This is a genomic window from Wolbachia endosymbiont (group A) of Norellia spinipes (assembly GCF_964273535.1).
This window is the reverse complement of record NZ_OZ187006.1, coordinates 1,301,709-1,321,194: the sequence shown is the minus strand read 5'-3', so window position 1 is coordinate 1,321,194 and position 19,486 is coordinate 1,301,709. Positions and strand designations below refer to the sequence as shown.

General features: G+C 35.7%; 21 protein-coding genes, 1 tRNA gene and 1 riboswitch. Of the genes, 15 read left to right on the top strand and 7 right to left on the bottom strand.

The window, feature by feature from the left end; genetic code table 11:
* Positions 1–23: 23 nt before the first annotated feature.
* On the bottom strand, positions 24–620 hold the full coding sequence (locus tag ACFZP3_RS06445) for an RDD family protein (protein ID WP_386087076.1): 597 nt from the start codon (positions 618–620) through the stop codon (positions 24–26).
* Positions 621–644: 24 nt separating this feature from the next.
* Positions 645–727, bottom strand: a tRNA-Leu gene (locus tag ACFZP3_RS06440).
* Positions 728–834: 107 nt separating this feature from the next.
* On the opposite strand from ACFZP3_RS06440, the gene ACFZP3_RS06435 reads away from it, so the two are divergent.
* From ACFZP3_RS06435 to ACFZP3_RS06425, 3 genes are all read left to right on the top strand, one after another.
* Positions 835–2,286, top strand: a complete 1,452-nt coding sequence (locus ACFZP3_RS06435; RefSeq protein ID WP_253309169.1) for a replicative DNA helicase — start codon at positions 835–837, stop codon at positions 2,284–2,286.
* Between the two features lie 124 nt (positions 2,287–2,410).
* Positions 2,411–2,827 (top strand): hypothetical protein, encoded by a 417-nt coding sequence (locus ACFZP3_RS06430; RefSeq protein ID WP_386087075.1) that lies wholly within the window; start codon positions 2,411–2,413, stop codon positions 2,825–2,827.
* Complete coding sequence (locus ACFZP3_RS06425) at positions 2,805–3,896, top strand: hypothetical protein (RefSeq protein WP_386087074.1); 1,092 nt, start codon at positions 2,805–2,807, stop codon at positions 3,894–3,896. The genes ACFZP3_RS06430 and ACFZP3_RS06425 overlap by 23 nt, the downstream gene beginning before the upstream one ends.
* Here ACFZP3_RS06425 and metG read toward each other — a convergent pair.
* Positions 3,893–5,470 (bottom strand): methionine--tRNA ligase, encoded by a 1,578-nt coding sequence (gene metG, locus ACFZP3_RS06420; RefSeq protein ID WP_386087073.1) that lies wholly within the window; start codon positions 5,468–5,470, stop codon positions 3,893–3,895. The two genes, ACFZP3_RS06425 and metG, sit on opposite strands and share 4 nt — an antisense overlap.
* A gap of 157 nt (positions 5,471–5,627) precedes the next feature.
* On the opposite strand from metG, the gene ACFZP3_RS06415 reads away from it, so the two are divergent.
* On the top strand, positions 5,628–6,080 hold the full coding sequence (locus tag ACFZP3_RS06415) for a TrbC/VirB2 family protein (protein ID WP_386087072.1): 453 nt from the start codon (positions 5,628–5,630) through the stop codon (positions 6,078–6,080).
* Positions 6,081–6,105: 25 nt separating this feature from the next.
* On the opposite strand, the gene ubiG is transcribed toward ACFZP3_RS06415, so the two are convergent.
* Complete coding sequence (gene ubiG / locus ACFZP3_RS06410; RefSeq protein ID WP_386087071.1) at positions 6,106–7,275, bottom strand: bifunctional 2-polyprenyl-6-hydroxyphenol methylase/3-demethylubiquinol 3-O-methyltransferase UbiG; 1,170 nt, start codon at positions 7,273–7,275, stop codon at positions 6,106–6,108.
* Positions 7,276–7,450: 175 nt separating this feature from the next.
* Here ubiG and dnaG point away from each other — a divergent pair, with 175 nt between their 5' ends.
* Together dnaG and ACFZP3_RS06400 are read left to right on the top strand one after the other, a co-directional pair.
* Positions 7,451–9,199: a DNA primase gene (dnaG, locus tag ACFZP3_RS06405; RefSeq protein WP_264735691.1), complete on the top strand. Its 1,749-nt coding sequence runs from the start codon at positions 7,451–7,453 to the stop codon at positions 9,197–9,199.
* A gap of 184 nt (positions 9,200–9,383) precedes the next feature.
* Positions 9,384–10,466 carry an efflux RND transporter periplasmic adaptor subunit gene (locus tag ACFZP3_RS06400; RefSeq protein WP_264687940.1) on the top strand — a complete coding sequence of 361 codons (1,083 nt, stop codon included), beginning with the start codon at positions 9,384–9,386 and terminating at the stop codon, positions 10,464–10,466.
* Between the two features lie 73 nt (positions 10,467–10,539).
* Here ACFZP3_RS06400 and grxD read toward each other — a convergent pair whose 3' ends face one another.
* The 3 genes from grxD to ACFZP3_RS06385 all read right to left on the bottom strand — a co-directional run bounded on the left by grxD (position 10,540) and on the right by ACFZP3_RS06385 (position 12,498).
* Positions 10,540–10,863: a Grx4 family monothiol glutaredoxin gene (grxD, locus tag ACFZP3_RS06395; protein WP_164224629.1), complete on the bottom strand. Its 324-nt coding sequence runs from the start codon at positions 10,861–10,863 to the stop codon at positions 10,540–10,542.
* A 15-nt stretch (positions 10,864–10,878) separates the two neighbouring features.
* Positions 10,879–11,097 (bottom strand): BolA/IbaG family iron-sulfur metabolism protein, encoded by a 219-nt coding sequence (locus tag ACFZP3_RS06390; protein WP_253309175.1) that lies wholly within the window; start codon positions 11,095–11,097, stop codon positions 10,879–10,881.
* 78 nt (positions 11,098–11,175) lie between these two features.
* Positions 11,176–12,498, bottom strand: coding sequence for a malic enzyme-like NAD(P)-binding protein (locus ACFZP3_RS06385; RefSeq protein WP_386087070.1), 1,323 nt, complete (start codon positions 12,496–12,498; stop codon positions 11,176–11,178).
* A gap of 126 nt (positions 12,499–12,624) precedes the next feature.
* Here ACFZP3_RS06385 and pgsA point away from each other — a divergent pair, with 126 nt between their 5' ends.
* The 9 genes from pgsA to ACFZP3_RS06340 all read left to right on the top strand — a co-directional run bounded on the left by pgsA (position 12,625) and on the right by ACFZP3_RS06340 (position 18,718).
* Positions 12,625–13,167 carry a CDP-diacylglycerol--glycerol-3-phosphate 3-phosphatidyltransferase gene (pgsA, locus tag ACFZP3_RS06380; RefSeq protein WP_253309177.1) on the top strand — a complete coding sequence of 181 codons (543 nt, stop codon included), beginning with the start codon at positions 12,625–12,627 and terminating at the stop codon, positions 13,165–13,167.
* A 100-nt stretch (positions 13,168–13,267) separates the two neighbouring features.
* On the top strand, positions 13,268–13,489 hold the full coding sequence (locus tag ACFZP3_RS06375) for a hypothetical protein (protein ID WP_386087069.1): 222 nt from the start codon (positions 13,268–13,270) through the stop codon (positions 13,487–13,489).
* Positions 13,490–13,532: 43 nt separating this feature from the next.
* Positions 13,533–14,249, top strand: a complete 717-nt coding sequence (locus ACFZP3_RS06370) for a hypothetical protein (protein ID WP_386087068.1) — start codon at positions 13,533–13,535, stop codon at positions 14,247–14,249.
* Positions 14,250–14,309: 60 nt separating this feature from the next.
* On the top strand, positions 14,310–15,017 hold the full coding sequence (locus ACFZP3_RS06365) for an outer membrane protein assembly factor BamD (protein ID WP_253309179.1): 708 nt from the start codon (positions 14,310–14,312) through the stop codon (positions 15,015–15,017).
* 59 nt (positions 15,018–15,076) lie between these two features.
* A complete protein-coding gene (locus tag ACFZP3_RS06360) occupies positions 15,077–15,817 on the top strand; it encodes a YebC/PmpR family DNA-binding transcriptional regulator (RefSeq protein WP_386087124.1) in 741 nt (246 codons plus the stop codon).
* Entirely contained in the window at positions 15,814–16,752 is a 939-nt protein-coding gene (locus ACFZP3_RS06355) for a M23 family metallopeptidase (RefSeq protein ID WP_386087067.1), read from the top strand. The genes ACFZP3_RS06360 and ACFZP3_RS06355 overlap by 4 nt, the downstream gene beginning before the upstream one ends.
* A gap of 7 nt (positions 16,753–16,759) precedes the next feature.
* Positions 16,760–17,605, top strand: coding sequence for an SPFH domain-containing protein (locus tag ACFZP3_RS06350; protein WP_264688468.1), 846 nt, complete (start codon positions 16,760–16,762; stop codon positions 17,603–17,605).
* Positions 17,606–17,681: 76 nt separating this feature from the next.
* Positions 17,682–17,784: riboswitch (TPP riboswitch) on the top strand.
* The gene (locus tag ACFZP3_RS06345) at positions 17,773–18,015 is read left to right on the top strand and encodes a SemiSWEET family sugar transporter (protein WP_253309181.1); all 243 of its coding nucleotides are present in this window, start codon (positions 17,773–17,775) and stop codon (positions 18,013–18,015) included. Its footprint overlaps the riboswitch before it by 12 nt.
* A 13-nt stretch (positions 18,016–18,028) precedes the next feature.
* Entirely contained in the window at positions 18,029–18,718 is a 690-nt protein-coding gene (locus ACFZP3_RS06340) for a thiamine diphosphokinase (RefSeq protein ID WP_253309182.1), read from the top strand.
* Positions 18,719–19,486: the final 768 nt, after the last annotated feature.

Sequence of the window (19,486 nt, the reverse complement as noted above, 5' to 3'; positions counted from 1 at the left end):
CTTTCATTTGAGCTCTTTAGTTTTTAGTTCTGCCTTCTAAGGCTTTTACTCGTGACAACCACTGTGCCTGCGATCTTGTCGTGCCAAGTTTGACAGCGTTTGTTGAAATTTGACCATAAAAAGCCCAAGAATAATGGTGCAGCTGACAATATAAAGGAAAAAAATCTCTTTGTTGCTTGTCTTAGGGTCATCTTTTCGAAAGTTTGTGCATCCACAACTCTAAGCCCAAGTAATAGTTTTCCAGGTGTAGCAGCAAACCTTACCCACATATATGTTACATAGCAAAAGAGCATAATGCATTGGACTATTTGATTTAGGATTTGTAATTTTATAAGTCTACTCTGCGTTGTCTTTTCTTCTGCAGACAGTGGCGCTTGCATTTGGTATTTTGCAGCAATTTGACTTAATATTTTGCTATCCTCTGAGTTCATAAAGAGCTTATTTAAGTCTTGGCTGCAAAACTGCAAGAACAAAACGATAATAATCAAATCAAGCAATACTGATATATAGCGCCTAAGTCCTGTTACATAACATATCCCATTTTCATCTTTCTTTACCTTTTGAATAACATTTATAGAAGAAAAAATAGAAAATAAACGATTAAAAAATTTATGTAACATATATATACTTTCCAATATTTAACGTGCCCCTGGCCGGACTTGAACCAGCATGCTTTTGCAAGCAACAGATTTTGAGTCTGCCGTGTCTACCATTCCACCACAGGGGCATTAAGTTTTAATGCTATAGGCAACACGGAATTAGTCAAATTTTATATGTCTTTCAAATGAGGACTAAATATTCTACAATAATCAACAGTTACTCTCAAAACTTAAAATGAATGAATTAGCTAGTCTCCTCAGTTCAAGAAGTGTAGATAAGGAAATATGTAAATTACCGCATAATTTAGAAGCTGAACAGATGCTTATTGGTGCAATGATTCGTGATAATAGAATCTGTGATGCAGTTGAAGACACAATCACAGCAGAAAATTTCTATGATCCATTACATCAAAGTATTTTTACGCAGATATCCAAAACCAGGAAACACGGTATAGTTGCCAATGAACTAAGCCTCAAAATGTTTTTTGAGAACGACCAAGCGTTTACCGAGTGTGGTGGGGTAGAGTACTTAGCAAAGCTTGCAGCAAAGGCAAGTATTGCACTTGATATCTATAGTTTGACTAGAATAATCCGTGATACTTACTTAAGGAGATGTTTAATTAAGCTCGGGCAAGAAATAGTTGGTGATAGCTACAACTACGATATTGAAAATCCTGCACAGGCGCAAATTGAACAAGCAATGACAAAATTGTTCAACTTAGCAGTAAAAAAACAAGGTGAGAAAACATATATAAAACTTGCAAGTTCAATTAAAGACGTAGTTGAGAAGATCAGCACACTGAAAAATAATCCAGAAGCGCTGGGCGTTACAACCGGACTTCAAGATCTAAATCAGCTTCTTGGTGGCCTACAAAAATCTGATTTATTAATTTTAGCTGCAAGGCCTTCTATGGGTAAAACAGCACTGGCGCTAAACATCGCACTTAATGCTTGTAAGATGTTGCAAAAAAGAGCAGATAAACAACATTATGTAGCGTTTTTCTCACTTGAAATGTCAGCAGAACAATTAACCGCAAGGCTGATCACTATAGATTCAGGGATTAGTTATTATAAGGCATTAACCGGGAGAATTAGTGATTTTGAATTGCATGAATTTATCAATGCTAGTACAGAATTATCTGAACTGCCTTTCATCATAGATGACACCCCTGCGCTATCAATTAGTGCCCTTCGCACCAGAATACGCTTGCTGTATCAATTATATAATGTAGAAGTGGTATTCATTGATTATTTGCAGCTAATCAGAGGAACAACAAAAAGAAGTAATGAAAATAGAGTACAAGAAATCTCGGAAGTGACGCAGGGTTTGAAAGCAATTGCAAAAGAGCTGAATATTCCCGTTGTTGCACTATCTCAGCTCTCTCGTTCTGTTGAGCAGAGAGACGACAAAAAACCACAACTTTCTGATTTGCGTGATTCAGGAAGCATAGAGCAGGATGCAGATATAGTGATGTTCCTCTATAGAGAGGAATATTATGAATTGAGAAAGCAACCAAGTGAAGGAAGCAATAAACATCGAGAGTGGCAAGAAAAAATGGAAAAAATTAGAAATATTGCAGAGCTTGTTATTGCAAAGCAGAGAAATGGGCCAATTGGCAGTGTGAAGCTATATTTTGACTCTAACAGAGGTTCGTTTAAAGATTACACGGAGAGGCATAGTGTGTAGCTTGGCAGCAATCTTCTTGTTCCCAAGTTCATCAATTGTTTTTTTATGTAAAAAGTTAGCTTGACAACTTCCTTTAAATCCTTTTATATGGTATTATATTTTACAATACGTGAGGAATAATCGTATGAGTAAAAACAATTTACCCTATTATATAGCTGGAACTCTGGCTGCTTTAACTTTATTAGCATCTGGAGTGTTTGCTGCAGCTCCTTATATTGGTTTCTTAGCTCCTGTTGCAGCATTAAGTGTTGGCCTGCCATTTATTATTGGTGGTGCTGTATTTTCTGCTGTAGCTATGGCACTTTCGTATAAAGCAATTAGTAAGAATAAAACTATTTCTGAGAAAGATGTTCAACTGACTGAGAAAGTAGAAGAAATATCTAAAAAAGATGCTCAACTAGCTAAAGAAGAAGATAAAGTACAGGCTCAAAAGCAAACAATTTCTGGGCAAAATGACCAACTGACTAAAAAAGAAGCGGAAGTAAAAGCTAAAGAGGAGGAAAATTCTAAGCAAAAAATTGAAATTAATAAAAAAAAATGAGGAGATTGATAATCAAAAAAAAGAAATAGAAGAACTTAAACACAAGAAAACTTTTGTTCCGCAAGCAATGAAGAATATCAAAGAAGCATCTCAAGAAGTATTTGCATATGTAGCAGAAGCCTACAGTAGTGGGCGCGTTCATAGTACTATTAAGCAGCGCCGTAGTGATGTTGCGAATGACTTAAAAAATGTCGTAGGTAGTGCGAAAAATGCTTATGGCACATCAGTTGAGTATGTAAAAGGGAAATTTAATAGTGCTGGAAATAAATTAAAAAATGTTTATGGTACATCAGTTGAGTATACAAAAGGAGCACTTAACAGCGTTGGAAGCAGCTTTTACAGTAGATTTCATGGTACTAAGGTTTCTAGTTCGGAAGAGCAGTTTAAGCGTGAAGATGGATCTAAACCTAGTATGCAAGAACTAACTAGTTTGGATTACTTAGATCTTGCAGTTTCTTCCAGTGAGCAAAAGCAACGAGCTAATAGTTTGGATTATTTAAATATTGATAACGACGTTCCTAAGCAACCTGATCATTTAAGTATTGATGCTGCTAAAAGGTATTTAATGAGTCTTTCTGAGGATCAGGAGATATTTTATGATGCAGAATCTGGTGGTGAAAAAGATACTGAGACTTCTAGCCTGAAAGAGCAGTTAGATGAAAACAGTAAAGCAAAAGTTCCGTCAAGAATTTCTGATTTATGTGAGTCAGTAAAAGGAAAGTTTACCAGCTTTTGGAGTGGGGTACAAAGTATTTATAGTAAGAATGTTTATAATAGTTGTGCACTAGGTACTGATCTGTTGCATGCTCAACATAAAAACACCTTGGCTAATGTACCACAAGAAGAGGTTGTAAATAAAGAAGCTCAAAAGCTAGAAGAGCAAGCAGACCAAAAGCCAAATCTTCAAAGGGACAACAGCATAAACAATACGGAAGAAGGCGGTAAAAATAAAAGGAGTGGAGCCGCAAGAAGAAAAAGAAAACAAGCACGAGTAGAACAACCTATAGTGTATACAGTTACAACAAGTAATAAATATGATGTGTTGCTACCTGAATGCTTCCTTAGTTAAACATCAACCCTCAAAAAAACCGGCGTAGGTTTAGGCAGCGTAATGCCTGAACTTACGCACGTATCGCACAAAGATTTTAAACCTCGTTGCTCTTTCGGAATTTGCAATTGATCGAGTATCATTTCCGCTGACCTCGGGACAATTGGCTGCAATAAAATGCCAATTATCCTGATGTATTCCAGTAGCTTATAAATTACTAAGTTCATGCGCTCTCTGTCAGTTTTGCTTAGTGTCCAGGGTGCACTTTTATCTATATAAGCATTGGCTTCAGAAGAGATGTTGATGATTAGAAGTATGATATGGTTAAACTCATACTTTGATAGGTGATTCATCACCTGATCGAGTATAGCTTTGCAACCTGGAAGACTTTTTTCACCTTTAAGTAGGCTTTGATCGATTGTTGGTACAATTCCAGAACATTGCTTGTGTAAAAATGAAATTGTTCTTTGTACTAAATTGCCTATATTGTTTGCAAGTTCTGAGTTTATGCGGCTGATCATGTTTTTCTTACTAAAGTTGCCATCCTGGCCAAAACTTGCTTCTCGAAGGAGAAAATAGCGTAGTTGATCAACACCAAACTCTTGAGCGAGGCCAATTGGATCTATGACATTACCAAGAGACTTGGATATTTTTTCTCCTTCGTTTAGCCACCAACCATGAACTGCAATTTGTTTTGGCAGTGGCAAATCTGCTGCAAGGAGAATCGCTGGCCAATACACAGCATGAAAGCGCAATATGTCTTTGCCGATTACATGAACGTTGAAAGAGTTGTCAGCTAGGTTTGCAGTGCTTGACACTGGAATCTGTATTTCTGGTTCTGCCCAAAACTTCTTATATTCTTCACCTTCAGTACTAGGGAAACCTATTGATGTAAGATAATTGGTTAATGCATCTATCCAGACATAGATTACGTGTTTGTCATTACCTGGTACTTTTATTCCCCAGTTAAAACTAGTGCGAGAGATTGAGAGGTCAATGAGCCCTGATCTTACAAACGATACCACTTCATTTTTTCTGCTCTCAGGAAAGATAAAATTTGGCTGATTTTCATATAGTTCTAGTAATTTATCCTGCCAATTCGACAAACGAAAAAAGTAGCTCTCTTCTTTTACCCATTCAACCTCAGCACCTGTTGGTGCTTTGCCATCTATCAGCTCTGATTCCTGATAAAATGCTTCATCACGAACTGAATACCAACCCGAATAGGAATCCAAATATATTTGTCCTCTCTCTTCAAGCCTATTCCATAAAGCTACCACTGCTTTTTCATGACGTTCCTCCGTAGTGCGAATAAAATCGTCATACTCAAAATTCATGAACTTAGCTAATTCTTTAAATGAAACACTCACTTCATCTGTAAATTCTTTTGGCTGCATTTCCTTTGCTTTAGCTGCTTTTTCTATTTTTTGTCCATGTTCATCTGTACCGGTGGTAAATTTGACATTTTTCCCAGCTAGTTTCATGAACCTTGCCACCACGTCACACAAGAGAGAAGTGTATGCATGACCGATATGCGGCTTATCGTTTACGTAATATATTGGCGTGGTGATGTAAAAACTCTCAAATCGATCCATGGTTTAGCATTTTGATAAAAATCAACTGAGTTAATTATAGTATTAAAAAGGCAGTAATAAATAAATATTGATTGGGTTAAGCATAATTTTTGAAAAAAGCTATTTACTGAAATTTTATTAAAATAAGAAACAATCAGGTATGATTATTGAAAGAACAATGGGAAATTTTCTTGTAATTCTATTTATAGTTTTCTATGCATTTGATGCACACGCTGATGGAGCAACAGATGTAATGTGTAATGTAATAGGTTACGTTCATGGAATAGGTGGACCAATGATTACAGTAGTAGTAATTGGTACAAGCTTGCTTGCAATATTTGGAAGAATGCCTTGGCCTTCACTTTTCTCACTTGGTATGTTTGTTGCTGTGTTTTTTGGTGCACCTAAAATTGCAACAGCGATAACAGAAAAAAACGTTTGTAATTTTCTTGAAGATCAAATGCCGGTTCGTTGTCCTTATAAAGGTCAAACGTTGGTTCAAGGAAAGTGTGTTGCTGCTCCTGGATATGAACGTGTAGGTACAAGTTATTCTTGTCGTCGCGGTTGGGCGCTAACTAATAAAGGCTACTGTATAAAAGCTGGCCAAGATCCTTCAAAGTATTGGAAGTGAAAATGGTGCTTTTATAGAGTTAAATCTAACTACTCATCAAACCACAAAGTATATAATTAATATCCACACCTTTAGTTAAATTCCACTCACGCTTTATTACGTTGTACTCCATGCCAGACATGTTTTGCAGCGTTACATTATTTTCTCTTAAGTGATTTGCAATTTCTGACGGCTTGAGAAATTTATTCCAATTATGCGTACCCTTAGGCAGCCAATTTAATATGTACTCTGCGCCGACTATTGCAAGACAGAAGGATTTGATAGTTCTATTTATTGTGGATATAAAGATTAGCCCTTCTGGTTTCAGCAATTCTATTGCTCTTCTCATAAAGAATTCTAAATTATCTACATGCTCGACTACTTCCATCAGCAGAACCACGTCGTACTTCTTGTCATTGCTTAGCTCTTCAATGCTGGTGTGCATATATTCTACATTAAGCCCTACTTTTTTCGCATGTGACTGTGCCACTTTGATGTTTTCTTCACATACATCTATTCCCACAACGTTAATGCCAACGCGTGCCATTGACTCTGACAAAATGCCACCACCGCATCCAACATCAAGCAATGATAATTCTTTCAAATTGCATTTTTTTAACTCTTTTATTTTCTCAATAATGTAAGATACTCTAACAGGATTCATCATGTGCAATGGTTTGAATTTGCCGTTCTCATCCCACCACTGGCCTGCCATTTTAGCGAATTTTGATATTTCATCTTCGTTATAAGTTTTTGTTTTTTTTTTCTTAGAGGTTATATTACTGAGTTTATCAAGGCGTTTTTTATGTCTGCTTTCTTTTGAAAATTCTGTTTCGAGGAATTGTTTGACTATGTCTTTTGCTAATCCACTCGCAGTAAACCCTGCACCAAGACACAGTACATTTGCGTTGCCATGCTCGCGAGCTAATTTTGCGATCTCAACACTGTTACATAAAGCAGCGTAGATTCCTTCAAAACGATTTGCCACAGTACTCATGCCCAAACCTGTACCACAAATTAATATCCCATAATTTGCTTTTTTGCTTGTTATATCTTCTACAACTTTAACAGCATAGTCTGGGTAATCTACACACTTTTGCTTAGCAGTGCAGCCTTGATTTACCGCTGTGTAACCCAGGGTTTCCAGGTAGGATTTTATTTCTGATTTTAATTCATAACCAGCATGATCTGAGGCAATTGATATTATATCTGACATATAAAAAGTTGATCTTGCATAACTTAAGGATATTTATATGGGTAATTTATTTTGATCTTTCTGTCAAGCCGTTTTAATACTCCTGATCTTTCGGGAGTCCTAAAGCTTGAAATAAATTTCGAGTCAGATGTGTATAAATTCTATATAATTTTTATCCTACTACTAATTCAATAAGATGGATCACATAGATATTATAAAATCAAAATTATTATTATCTGACATAGTAGGTAAAAAAGTCAGGCTAATAAAAAGAGGAGATAGTTTTGTTGGGCTCTGTCCATTTCATAACGAAAAAACCCCATCTTTTTCGGTGAGCAATACTAAGGGGTTATATTACTGTTTTGGTTGTTCAGCTAGTGGTGATGCATTTGAATTTATTTCACAAACTGAAGGATTAAGCTTTAAAGAAGCATTGGAAAGATTAGCATCGGTTACAGGTGTTGAACTGCCCAAAAGTCTTAGTATTACAAAAGGGGACAATAAACTATTTTTAGCGCTTGATTTAGCTGCAAATTGGTTTGCACAAAAAAATCAGGGCATTGTAGATTATTTAAAGCAGCGCAAGATTTTACCTGAAATCATAGATAAATTTAAGATAGGTTATGCACCAAGCTCTGGTTTGAAAGAGTATTTAAACTCTTCAGGTATTGAAGACAAAATTTTAATTGATATTGGATTAGTAAACAAAAATTTTCATGATTATTTTTATGACCGGCTGATATTTCCTATATACAACATTGCAGGAAGAGTTATTGGTTTTGGCGGACGTGCGCTGAGTTCTGAGCAACAGCCAAAATATTTAAATAGCCCAGAGAGTCAGCTCTTCAAGAAGAGGGAGAATTTATACGGATTAAACTTTGCTTTAAGCGAAATACGTAAAAAACAGCACATATTTGTTGTTGAAGGATATATGGACACTATAGCGCTACATCAAGCGGGAATTAGTAATGCAGTTGCTCCACTTGGTACCGCAATTTCTGCAGAACAGATAAAAAACCTGTGGAGATTTGCTAAAGAAATCTCCATCTGTATGGATGGCGATAATGCCGGATATCGTGCTGCTACACGAGTTGCGGAACTTGCTCTGCCAATATTAGAGCCTGGATACACGTTAAAGTTTGTGACTTTGCCGAGTAATAAAGATCCATACGATATATGTAACGAACTGGCATACAAGAAAGAAGACGTGTTGACTGCTCTTGACCATTCAACAAAACTGCATTCTGAATATTTATGGCGTCACATAATCGATAGCAACTTTCAAAATTATGAAAAACTTGCTCCGGAAAAATATTCAATTCTTGAGCACAAGTTCATGGAATATGTAAATACTATTAGCAACAGCAGTATTAGAAGGTATTATAGAGATTATTTTTATAATAAGGCTAGTGAACTAAGAAGTAGCTTCAAAAAACAGATTTTTAATAGTAAAACTAGAGCAACAAAAGGTGAGTATCTTCATAACAAATCTCCAGAGCTAATTGAGGCAGAGCAAAATCAGGCCATAATTTTGCGTATAGCCGTAGAATTTCCTGAAATCTTGAACCGTCCTATATTTTTTGAGCAATTTTCTCATTTTGAATTTACTAATGAGATGAAAAGATTACAACAGCGTGTAATTGATGTAATAAGTAACAAAAGCAAACTTGGTAAAGAGGCTTTGTTACAAGAATTGAAACAGTTTGACGTTATAAAGTATGTATTTGAAAAAACTAGTGTACTAAATAGCCAACTGAACGAGAGAAAATCTGCAGAAATTGTGTGGAATAATATAGTGTTACTAAAAGAATTAAATGCGTTACGAAAAGAAAGAACCGAAGCGAGGCTGAGCGGTAATCTTGACTTAGAGGAAAGGTTGATAGAACAAATAGAGCAAATAGAAAGTAATATACAAGAAATGCAAATGGAGTTTATTGAAAAGTAGGCTGCTACAGTTAATTATTTTTAGGTTGTTTGTCATTCTGCTGCTTTTTAACGGAATTTATACTGCCTCTTAGCAATAAAAAACTTACTTATTGTAGGAAAATCTTGTGTTTGTTCTCATATAAAACTATTTATGGAGTGACAATGGTGCATGTATTATACTTACATTTTTGATTCGAAAATTTATGCAGTTGTTTCTAACAAAATTAGTCAACAAATTCTATTGTTTAAAGATGAGAAATAAAGTAATCATCATTTCTAGTATTGCTTTTATTCTACTGTTTTTTATCAGCAGTGCATTTTTAAAAAAAGATCAGGCGGTTCATAGTGATAATGCAACTAGTAGCTTTTCAGTAAAAACTCAAGAATGTGCGCCGCAAAACCGCACTATATATTTAAATTTTTCTGGTACAGTAAATCCCTTACATAGAGCTAGCCTTGTCTCAAAAATAAGTGGTAAGATTATTGCTATTTATTTACCTGATGGTGAAAAGGTAAAAAGAGATGATGTAGTGTTAAAGATAGAAGATTATGACAGGATTGAGCAATCTCAGAAAGCCAAAGCTTTATTAAAGCAGCGTGAAATTGAGTATGATTCCTCTCACAAACTGAATAAAACAGGCTATGGAGCACAAATACAAGTAGAAGCAGCTTTTACTGCGTTACAAAGTGCAAAAGCTGACCTAAAAAGGCTAGAATTGGATTTAGAAAATACTGCAGTCAAATCTCCTATAGATGGTTATATTGATAAAATCAATGCAAACGAAGGGGATTTTGTTAATGCTGGGCAAAAAATAGCTGACGTGGTTGATTTCGATCAAATTCTTGTGGTGTTATACGTTTCGGAAAATGAAGTAAATAAAATAGAGCTAGGCAGCACAGCTCAAATTAGTTTACTGGACGGAAAAGAATTGGCAGGTGAAGTAAGTTTTATTAGTAAAATTGCTGAGCCTAAAACTGGGTCTTATAGGGTAGAGGTAAAGGTAATTAATAATAAAATGATATCCTTGCAGGGACTAACTGCCAACGTAAGACTACCTTCAGGCGAAAGATTTGCATATAAAGTTCCTTCTTCAGCCCTGAGCTTAAGTGACGAGGGTGCTCTTGGAATAAAGATTGTTGATGACAATAATTATGTAATATTTGTACCAATAGAAATTGTTGATCATGAGAGCGATGGGGTTTGGATAGTAGCAAATAACGAAGGTAAACCCATAAAGTTAATAGTATTGGGCCACCTATTTGTTAAGCCTGGTGATAAGGTTTAAGACATAAGATCCTTTTTCATAGCTTATACTACGTTATACCAATCCCAGCGTCTGGGCACTGGTTTCTTGGTACTTATTCCGCAATAATTTTTTTTTCCTTCAATAAATTTTGCAGTTCGCCTTTTTCGTACATCTCGCGAGTGATGTCGCAACCACCGATAAACTCTTCCTTTATATATAATTGTGGAATTGTTGGCCAATCAGAAAACTTTTTTATAGATTCACGTATTTCATCATTCTCCAACACGTTAATATACTTAAACTTCACGTTCAATTTTTTTAGGATTGACACGACGAGTCCAGAGAATCCGCATTGAGGAAAATCAGAAGTGCCTTTCATGTACAACACCACATCATTTTCCGCTATATCTTTTTTTATTTGTTCAAAACTGCTCATAAATTCACCTTATTTTTAAGTATTAGTTTCCAGTTGCAAGGCGTGTATAGACTGACCTTCCAGAGCTTTATATACCATTTTATGCTGTTCTATTTTTGTCTTTCCAAGAAAGCGCTTGGAGGTTATTTTTAAATGATAATGATCATCATCTCCAGCAAGGTCCTGAACCTTTATATCAGCGTCGGGGAACGATTGTTTGATGATCCTTTCTAATTCGTGAATTGCAATAGTCATTGATTTGCTTTAAATTACAATACTTTCATTATAAATCTAAAACGACTGGGTGCAATTGAATTATTGATTATATGGTTACTAATATTGTGAAGACAGTAGATTCAGCGTGTTAAGTGTACTAGCAAGGCGAGATTTCAATTGATTTTCATATTTACTCCAATCTTGTATTGCCTTTCTTGCAATACCTGAATCAACTGCGGCTTTTGCAACAGCAGGAGATACTATAGAAATTAATCTTGGGTCAAATGGAGTAGGTATTATATATTCACGTCCATAGCTCATTTTACGACCGCCATAGGCTGCAGATATCTCGTCAGACACTGGCTCACGGGCAAGCTTTGCTATTGCATCTGCAGCTGCAATTTTCATCTCATCATTTATTGTTGTTGCATGTACATCAAGCGCTCCTCTGAATATATAAGGAAATCCCATTACGTTGTTGACTTGATTGTTGTAATCTGACCTGCCAGTTGCAATTATTGCATCTGGCCTCACAGATTTTGCAAACTCAGGCCTTACTTCTGGATCGGGGTTGGCGAGAGCGAAAATAATCGGGTCTTTGCCCATACTCTTTAACATCTCTTCATTTAACACATCTTTTGCAGATAATCCGATGAATACATCAGCGCCTTTTATTGTATCAAGTAGAGAACGTTCGGAAGTATCAATTGCATATTTTTCCTTCCACTCATTCATGTCCTCGTTTCTACCTTTGTATATTACTCCTTGCTTATCACACAGCACTATATTTTTAGCGCCCATGGACTTTAGTATTTCTAAACATGCAATACCGGCTGCTCCAGCACCATTCATAATGATCTTAACGTCCTCTAATTTCTTTCCGACAATATCAAGAGCATTTTTTATACCAGCTGCAACAACCACTGCAGTTCCATGCTGGTCATCATGGAACACTGGAATATCCATCAGTTCATTCAGACGTTTCTCTATTATAAAACAATCGGGAGATCTTATATCCTCTAAATTTATCCCCCCCCAACTTGGCCCAAGGTACCTTACTGCATTGATGAAATCTTCTATATTTTCTGTACCAACTTCTATATCAACTGCATCAATATCAGCAAAACGCTTAAATAAAACAGCTTTGCCTTCCATGACAGGTTTTGCAGCAAGAGGACCGATATTACCAAGCCCAAGCACTGCAGTGCCATTTGAAATGACAGCTACAAAATTGCTTTTTGCCGTATAATCATAAACAATCTCAGGATTTTTAGCTATTTCAAGGCACGGAGCTGCAACGCCAGGAGAATAAGCAAGTGACAAATCATACTGGATAGATAAAGGTTTTGTTGGCATGATTGAAATTTTACCAGGTTTACCACCTCTACTGTGATACTTAAGTGCCTCTTGTTTTGTGGTATTATCTAAATCATCGTTCATTCTTATATTTTAAGCTTGTAATTTTTAAGTATATGGAGTTTTTATAAATGTTCAATTGTAAACTATTAGCTTGTGAACTCTGTTGTACTTCTGTATAAGTTTACCTATTACGTAAGATGATATTACATGCTTAAGAAAAACGTGCCTAATTTGCTTACAATTTCTCGTGCACTTGCAATACCAGCAATAATATTAAGTTTTTATATAGAAAATAAATATGCAGGCCTGATAACAATATCAATCTTTGTGTTTGCGTGCATTACGGATTTTTTTGATGGTTACTTGGCGCGTGCGTGGAAAGTCCAATCAAAGTTTGGCAAGCTATTTGATCCAATTGCTGATAAATTAATAGTGGTTTCAACGATAATTATGCTAGTTTATAAGCAGAAGATAAATGATTTTACAATAGTACCATCGATTATCATCATCTGTAGGGAAATATTAGTTTCGGGTTTACGGGAGTTCCTTATAGCTATAAATGTTAGTCTACCTGTAAGCAAAGCTGGCAAAATTAAAACATTTTTGCAGATGGTTGCTGTAGTAGCGCTAATAATGAACGATTACGACACAACTCAATATATAGGTGCAATTTGTTTATGGGTTGCAGCTATTATAACTATGTGGTCAGGATATAATTATATCCTAGCCGGCATCAAACAGGTTGACTGAATTTCTTGAGAAACAGTTAATATACAAAAGTAGTTAATACTTTCATAATATTGACTGAATAGTTAAAATCCTGTATAATATATTAGTTAATAGGGTTTATATGACTGATAACTTTAAGACTACGTTTTCTCCTGAAGATTTTTTTGGGGATTTTTGGCTGACAGTTGATAAGGAAGTCAAAAAAGAAAGGTCAGAACAAGAGTCATTAACACTAAAAGAAGAAGCTAGAACAGGAGTTATTAATGCTAAAAGTAGGAGAAGCAGAAAAAAAGAAGAAGCTAGAACAAGAGCTATTAACACTAAAAAAAAGAGAGCTATATAGACAATGTGTATCATTGGTAACAATGGTTCCATTTGCATTATTTATGGCTATTGAACTGGAAAAAATATGTAGCGATCAGGTATTACTTGGCGTGATAAGTGGCGCGCTAAGCCACACTATATTACCTTCTATGGTCCTATCTCTTATTTGTATGCTATATTTAATTTACAATAATAGGAAAATAGCACAAAAAGAACGAGAGTTGGAGAATATTGAAAATGGAGAGGAAGTAAAGGAAAAAGAGCACAATATTTCTGATATAGGTCAGTGTTTGATCTATATTGAGGCTATAACAACTGCACTGATTATTGTAGGTATGATAATGGGTGAAACATCTTCACTTGAAGCAGCAGAGGATGCAATTTTATTTCTTGCCAATGCAATTGCTTTTCTTGTAACTCTTGTTTCTTATATTGATGAGCATGAAAAAAATAAGAAAAAGGAAACAGAAAAATCTAATCTTGATGAAAAATCTAGCAAGAAAACTAGCAATATGTCTGTAGCCGGATTGGCGCTTGCTGGTTCTTCTATATTTTTAATAAGAAGGATAATGTTAATGGCATTAGCATCGTCCTTAAATCCTGCTGTTGGGCCTACTTTAGGCTTGATAGGTATTGCACTTTTTATGGTTGTACAGATATTAACTACACATTCCTACAGCAAAACGCTGAAAGATCCAAAAGTGGAAGGACAAGGTAAATCGAGGAATGCAGGTAGTTCTGACCGTAGTTATAAAGAGGAAGGGCCGGCTATTGCCTAAGAAATTTATTTATTTAAGTAATATTTAGGTCTATACTTTATTTTGATCGAAAAAAATCTTATGTATAAGACTTTAATCACGTGCTTTATTTTCCTAATTTGCTCCTTTACACAATCGTATGCGGATGATCTTGAAAAAACTGAAGCTGAACTATATGAGGAAGCAGTTGAACTTTTTGACCAGAAAAAATATAAACAAGCTATTAGGGCATTTCAAAAGATAGAAGATTTGTACCCTTTCTCTTATTGGGCAAGGAAAGCAAAATTATTATCTGGGGTTTCTCACTATAATATGGGTAACTACAGTAGTGCTGCAAGTGATATGGATGATTATATATACGTTTATTCAAATGGTGAAGATTTGCCATATGTGTATTACTTAAGAGTACTATCTTATTACATGCAAATTAACAAAGTGCAGCTCGGGCAACAAGTTGCATATAAAACTTTAGAGCTAGCTACAGAGTACATTAATCTCTTTCCAGGCAGCGAATATGTAGACGAGATGAAGGAAAAAGCAAAGCTGATCACAGAGCATATATCAACAAAAGAGTACTCTATCGGTAAGTTTTACTTGAGGCGTGGTGAATATTTAGCAGCAATTAAGCGTTTCCAGAATATAGCAAGCTATAAGGATTCTAAATATTTTTCTAAGTCTATTAACTATTTAATAGCAGCCCATTCAGCTCTTGGCCTTGACTTAGAAGCTGAGCAGTATGAAAGTATGTTATTAGCAGAAAACCTGCAAGATGCCAAGCCAGAGGCTTGAAAATTTGCTTTAGCTTTTTCTATGCTTTGATATATAATTAGGTTTTTAACTATTTGAATATGGCTGGTCATTCACAATTTTCAAATATAAAACATCGGAAAGGCACTCAGGATGCAAAGCGCTCTCAAAAATTTACGAAGCTGATTAGAGAAATAACAGTTGCTGCAAAGCAAGGGCTACCCGATCCCGAATTCAACCCGCGCCTTCGCTCTGCTATATTTGCTGCACGCAAGGAAAATCTACCAAAAGATAAAATAGAAACAGCAATAAAAAATGCAACTGGTAACGTTGCTGGAGAAAATTATGAGGAAATCCAATATGAAGGTCATGGGCCTTCTGGCACTGCACTTATTGTCCATGCCTTGACTAATAACCGCAACCGTACTGCTTCTGAGGTACGTTATATATTTTCTCGCAAGGGTGGAAACTTGGGAGAAACAGGAAGTGTTAGTTACCTTTTCGATCATGTAGGCTTAATCGTCTATAAAGCAGAGGGTGTGAATTTTGATGATTTATTTAATTATGGGATCGAGTTAGAAGTATTGAATGTTGAGGAAAATGACAAAGAAGGATTACACGTTATAACTTGTGAAATAAAAGATTTTGGTAAAGTACGCGATGCCTTTTATGCAAAATTCGGAGAACCAGAACTTGCTCGTCTTTCGTGGCAACCAAAGGATCTAGTTGAAATTAGCGATAAAGAGTTGATCGATAAATTATCCACATTGGTTGAAGAATTAGAAGATAATGATGATGTACAGTATGTTGAAGGTAATTTTACTTTTGTTGATAAGCTATGAGGCTGGTAATATTTGTATTGCTTTGTATTTTACCAGCATATGCTACTGAAACATCAACAGATCTTGCACAGCCATTCCAGCATGGAATCAGAAAAAAAAAAGCTACTTTGACGACAGAAAGTGATGGAAAGTTGTTATTCATATCTAGTGACATAAAATCCTCTTTTTTTGACACGGAAGGGTTGGCGCCAAATACAGTGGTAAAATTGATCAACATATATAAAGATTTTGGTGTTGATTTTAAAAAAGACATTGTGCCGAAGAGTAAATTGGAGGTTCTTTTTGAGAGATCGCTCAGTAATCAGAAGACTGAAGAAAAGATTTTATATGCTTCACTGACAATAAACAAGAAAGCTATTAGTTTATATCATTATAAATCGCAAGACGGCAAAGAAAGGTATTTTAATAAAGAAGGAATAAGCTTAAAAAATGGCGAAATTTTTGCAAATCCTTTAAATGGAGATTATCGCATATCCTCAAAATTTGGCAATAGAAAGCATCCTGTTCGCGGTAAAATTTCTTTTCACAAAGGAGTGGATTATGCAGCTAAGCTTGGCACTCCCATATACGCTGCTGCAGAGGGTGTGGTAGAATATATAGGAAAGAATGGTGGCTATGGAAATTACATCAAAATAAAACACAAAAATGAATATTCAACCTGTTATGCGCATATAAGTAGATTTAGTGGCGATATAAAGTTAGGCTCTAAAGTAAAACAGGGGCAGGTCATTGCCTATGTTGGTAGCACTGGTGTTGCAACAGGACCCCATTTACATTACGAAGTTATATATAACGGCAAACACATCGATCCGCTTACGATAGCGCATGAAACTGAAGTAAAATTGCCTGATCATGAATTAAGAGAGTTTAAACTATTTGTAAATAAGATAAATAAAACGATCAACAGAGAGGGTTCAAGTGAAAAAGAAGTTTAAAGACAATATGGATAAGAATACGATAAACGATAGAAATTTAAGTCAACTCCGGTTTTTTCCTGTACTAATAGCGCTAGGATTAATTTTATCGCTGCTTTTTTTTGCATATGACAGCACAATTGCGCTTGGAGTTGCTGCTGTTTCAATTTTGACTTTTCTTCAAGGATTTTTTATTAATGACCCTAATGAAGCAAGAGTGATAGAGTTTTTTGGTCATTATATTGGAACTTATTTTAAGTCTGGAATATGTGTAACGCTTCCCTTTTCAAGCAAATATATAGTTTCCCTAAAATTTCAAAATATCAACACAGAAAAAATAAAAGTGAATGATGCAAATGGAAGTCCAATAGAGATTTCTGCAGTAATTGTTTGGAGAGTAAACAGCCCTGCAAAGGCGTATTATAATGTTAACAACTATCACGAATTTGTTTTTGTACAAAGTGACTCAGTAATAAGAGAATTAGCAAGCAATTATCCGTATGATAGCGAAAGCGATGAGGAATCTTTACGTAAAAATTCTGATAAAATTTCAGATGAATTGCGGTCAATGTTACAACAAAGATTAGATATTGCAGGAATTGAGATTACAGAAGCAAGAATATCGCATTTGGCGTATTCGTCCGAGATTGCACAAGCAATGTTAAGGCGTCAACAAGCACATGCTATCACTTCGGCAAGAAGGCATATAGTGCAAAATGCAATAGGAATTGTCGAGGAAGTAATAGCTCATTTTGAAAAAAACAAAAGCTTACAATTAGATGGCAAGCAAAAGGTTCAATTGATAAATAATTTGTTGGTTGCCCTAATCTCTGAGCAAGATGCACAACCGACGATTAGTTTGGATAATAATTAGCATAGAAGCCGATTGGGTTTCATGAATGCAAGTCACTATTAATTTCTTGATTAATAGACTAAATGATGTTATAAATTACACGCATTAGGGGTGCTCTAGAAAAGCTGAGAGTACATAAAGTACAACCCTTTGAACCTGATATTGTTAAAGCAAGCGTAGGAAAATGTATGTATATAAATATTGAAGAATGCTTCGGCTTCATTGCGTTAATTGCATCTCTAATTGGATTATCACCTCAAGTATATAAAGCATATATCACTAAAGTTACTCGTGATGTATCGATGCTAATGTTAGTAAACTATCTTATTTGTTCATTGTCTTGGATTGGCTATGGTCTTTACCAGAGCTCAATTTTTGTGGTGCTTAGCAATATTGCTGGATTAGTGATTAGCATAATATCAATTATTTAAAAATGTTACTACGATGCAAAACCTGCACCATGATCATGTGCTGCACTGCAGTACACAACAACAATATCGTTCTATTGTAGTGCTAAATGGAGAAATACCGAGCTCATCGTTTTTTAAACGAGATATACCTATTATTGCTGTAGATGGAGGAGCAAACAAGCTTCTATCAATTGGCGTAAAACCTGATCTTGTAGTAGGAGATTTGGATAGCGTAAATCTGGATTTACGTGCTAATTTGAATACGATATATCTACCTGATCAAGATTATTGCGACTTTTCTAAAGCAATGGCTCACTTAAAAACAGTAAAGTTATTGCCATCAATAGTAACGGGTATTACTGGAGGAGCAATTGATCACATACTACAGAATATTAACATTTTTCTAAGTACGGGCAGTATCTTTTACACACCTTCACCTCCCATGGTAGGTTACATCCTACAAAAAAGTATTACCCATTTTTCTTTGCCGAAAGATACTAAAATATCTTTACTTGGTATACCGAGAGCTCAAATATCAACCAAAGGATTAAAATGGGAACTGCATCTTAGCAACCTTGCTTTTCCAGGAAAGAATTCTTGCTTTAATCGAAGTTTAGGCAGTAAGTTATCTATAGAAGTACACAGTGGTATATGTTTGGCGATGGTTTATTTAGAAGCAGTAGATGATGCTGCAAGACATCATGTGCGTCAAGTTAAGAAGTAAATAGACTTCTTGCATAACCCAAACTAAGTAGAAAAAAGGTATCATCCAAGTAGCTAACACTGGTTCCTTTATGACGTGTCATTCCAGTGTCAGCTACTTGAATGACAGCAGTCCTACGTCATACCGCCGCGGTATCTCTAGATCCCGCTAACAAGCAGCGGGATGACGAATTGCTTAACCGTCATTCCGCCGCGAACCGTCATTCCGCCGCAGACCGTCATTCCGCGATTCATTCGCGGTATCTCATCCGCTAACACGTAGCGGGATACTTGACCTTTACAGGGATGACGGTTGTCGTTCAGCTACAAATATTAAGAAATTTACCAAGCGGAAAAAAAGGCAAAAGAAGCCCCGTGGTGCGAGTTTTGACTCTATATTACTGTAAGTGGCGCTGTAATAATGTGCTAACGCTTAAAATAAGCGCGATTTGGCTGAATGTAGAAAAAATTTAAAAGACATGCAGCCGCTATAATTTTATGTAATCCGCCAAAAAATACCCTAAGTTTTTTACTGAATTTTGTCATTGAGCCTGCAGGTCAAAAACAAGTTTTGAGTCATAAATACCCTTATTATCATAATAAGGGGGCTGGCGGAGTTTGTCAAGGAAGTTTTTTGTTTCTACTGAATGACAGTTGTGGCTTGGGAGGTAGTGCAAGAAGTCTATTGTATTACTGAATTATTAATAATTCAGTAATAGTGCCTGCTATGTAGCTAAAATTTTCCTTTAACTTAAGCTATATGTAGCTAAAATAACTTGGGTTTACCGAC

Bases quoted from the DNA above. Each gene is read 5' to 3' on its own strand.
- ACFZP3_RS06445 (WP_386087076.1), bottom strand. From the start codon at position 620: ATGTTACATAAATTTTTTAATCGTTTATTTTCTATTTTTTCTTCTATA.
- ACFZP3_RS06435 (WP_253309169.1), top strand. From the start codon at position 835: ATGAATGAATTAGCTAGTCTCCTCAGTTCAAGAAGTGTAGATAAGGAA.
- ACFZP3_RS06430 (WP_386087075.1), top strand. From the start codon at position 2,411: ATGAGTAAAAACAATTTACCCTATTATATAGCTGGAACTCTGGCTGCT.
- metG (WP_386087073.1), bottom strand. From the start codon at position 5,470: ATGGATCGATTTGAGAGTTTTTACATCACCACGCCAATATATTACGTA.
- ACFZP3_RS06415 (WP_386087072.1), top strand. From the start codon at position 5,628: ATGGGAAATTTTCTTGTAATTCTATTTATAGTTTTCTATGCATTTGAT.
- ubiG (WP_386087071.1), bottom strand. From the start codon at position 7,275: ATGTCAGATATAATATCAATTGCCTCAGATCATGCTGGTTATGAATTA.
- dnaG (WP_264735691.1), top strand. From the start codon at position 7,451: ATGGATCACATAGATATTATAAAATCAAAATTATTATTATCTGACATA.
- ACFZP3_RS06400 (WP_264687940.1), top strand. From the start codon at position 9,384: ATGCAGTTGTTTCTAACAAAATTAGTCAACAAATTCTATTGTTTAAAG.
- grxD (WP_164224629.1), bottom strand. From the start codon at position 10,863: ATGAGCAGTTTTGAACAAATAAAAAAAGATATAGCGGAAAATGATGTG.
- ACFZP3_RS06390 (WP_253309175.1), bottom strand. From the start codon at position 11,097: ATGACTATTGCAATTCACGAATTAGAAAGGATCATCAAACAATCGTTC.
- ACFZP3_RS06385 (WP_386087070.1), bottom strand. From the start codon at position 12,498: ATGAACGATGATTTAGATAATACCACAAAACAAGAGGCACTTAAGTAT.
- pgsA (WP_253309177.1), top strand. From the start codon at position 12,625: ATGCTTAAGAAAAACGTGCCTAATTTGCTTACAATTTCTCGTGCACTT.
- ACFZP3_RS06375 (WP_386087069.1), top strand. From the start codon at position 13,268: ATGACTGATAACTTTAAGACTACGTTTTCTCCTGAAGATTTTTTTGGG.
- ACFZP3_RS06370 (WP_386087068.1), top strand. From the start codon at position 13,533: ATGGCTATTGAACTGGAAAAAATATGTAGCGATCAGGTATTACTTGGC.
- ACFZP3_RS06365 (WP_253309179.1), top strand. From the start codon at position 14,310: ATGTATAAGACTTTAATCACGTGCTTTATTTTCCTAATTTGCTCCTTT.
- ACFZP3_RS06360 (WP_386087124.1), top strand. From the start codon at position 15,077: ATGGCTGGTCATTCACAATTTTCAAATATAAAACATCGGAAAGGCACT.
- ACFZP3_RS06355 (WP_386087067.1), top strand. From the start codon at position 15,814: ATGAGGCTGGTAATATTTGTATTGCTTTGTATTTTACCAGCATATGCT.
- ACFZP3_RS06350 (WP_264688468.1), top strand. From the start codon at position 16,760: ATGGATAAGAATACGATAAACGATAGAAATTTAAGTCAACTCCGGTTT.
- ACFZP3_RS06345 (WP_253309181.1), top strand. From the start codon at position 17,773: ATGTATATAAATATTGAAGAATGCTTCGGCTTCATTGCGTTAATTGCA.
- ACFZP3_RS06340 (WP_253309182.1), top strand. From the start codon at position 18,029: ATGCAAAACCTGCACCATGATCATGTGCTGCACTGCAGTACACAACAA.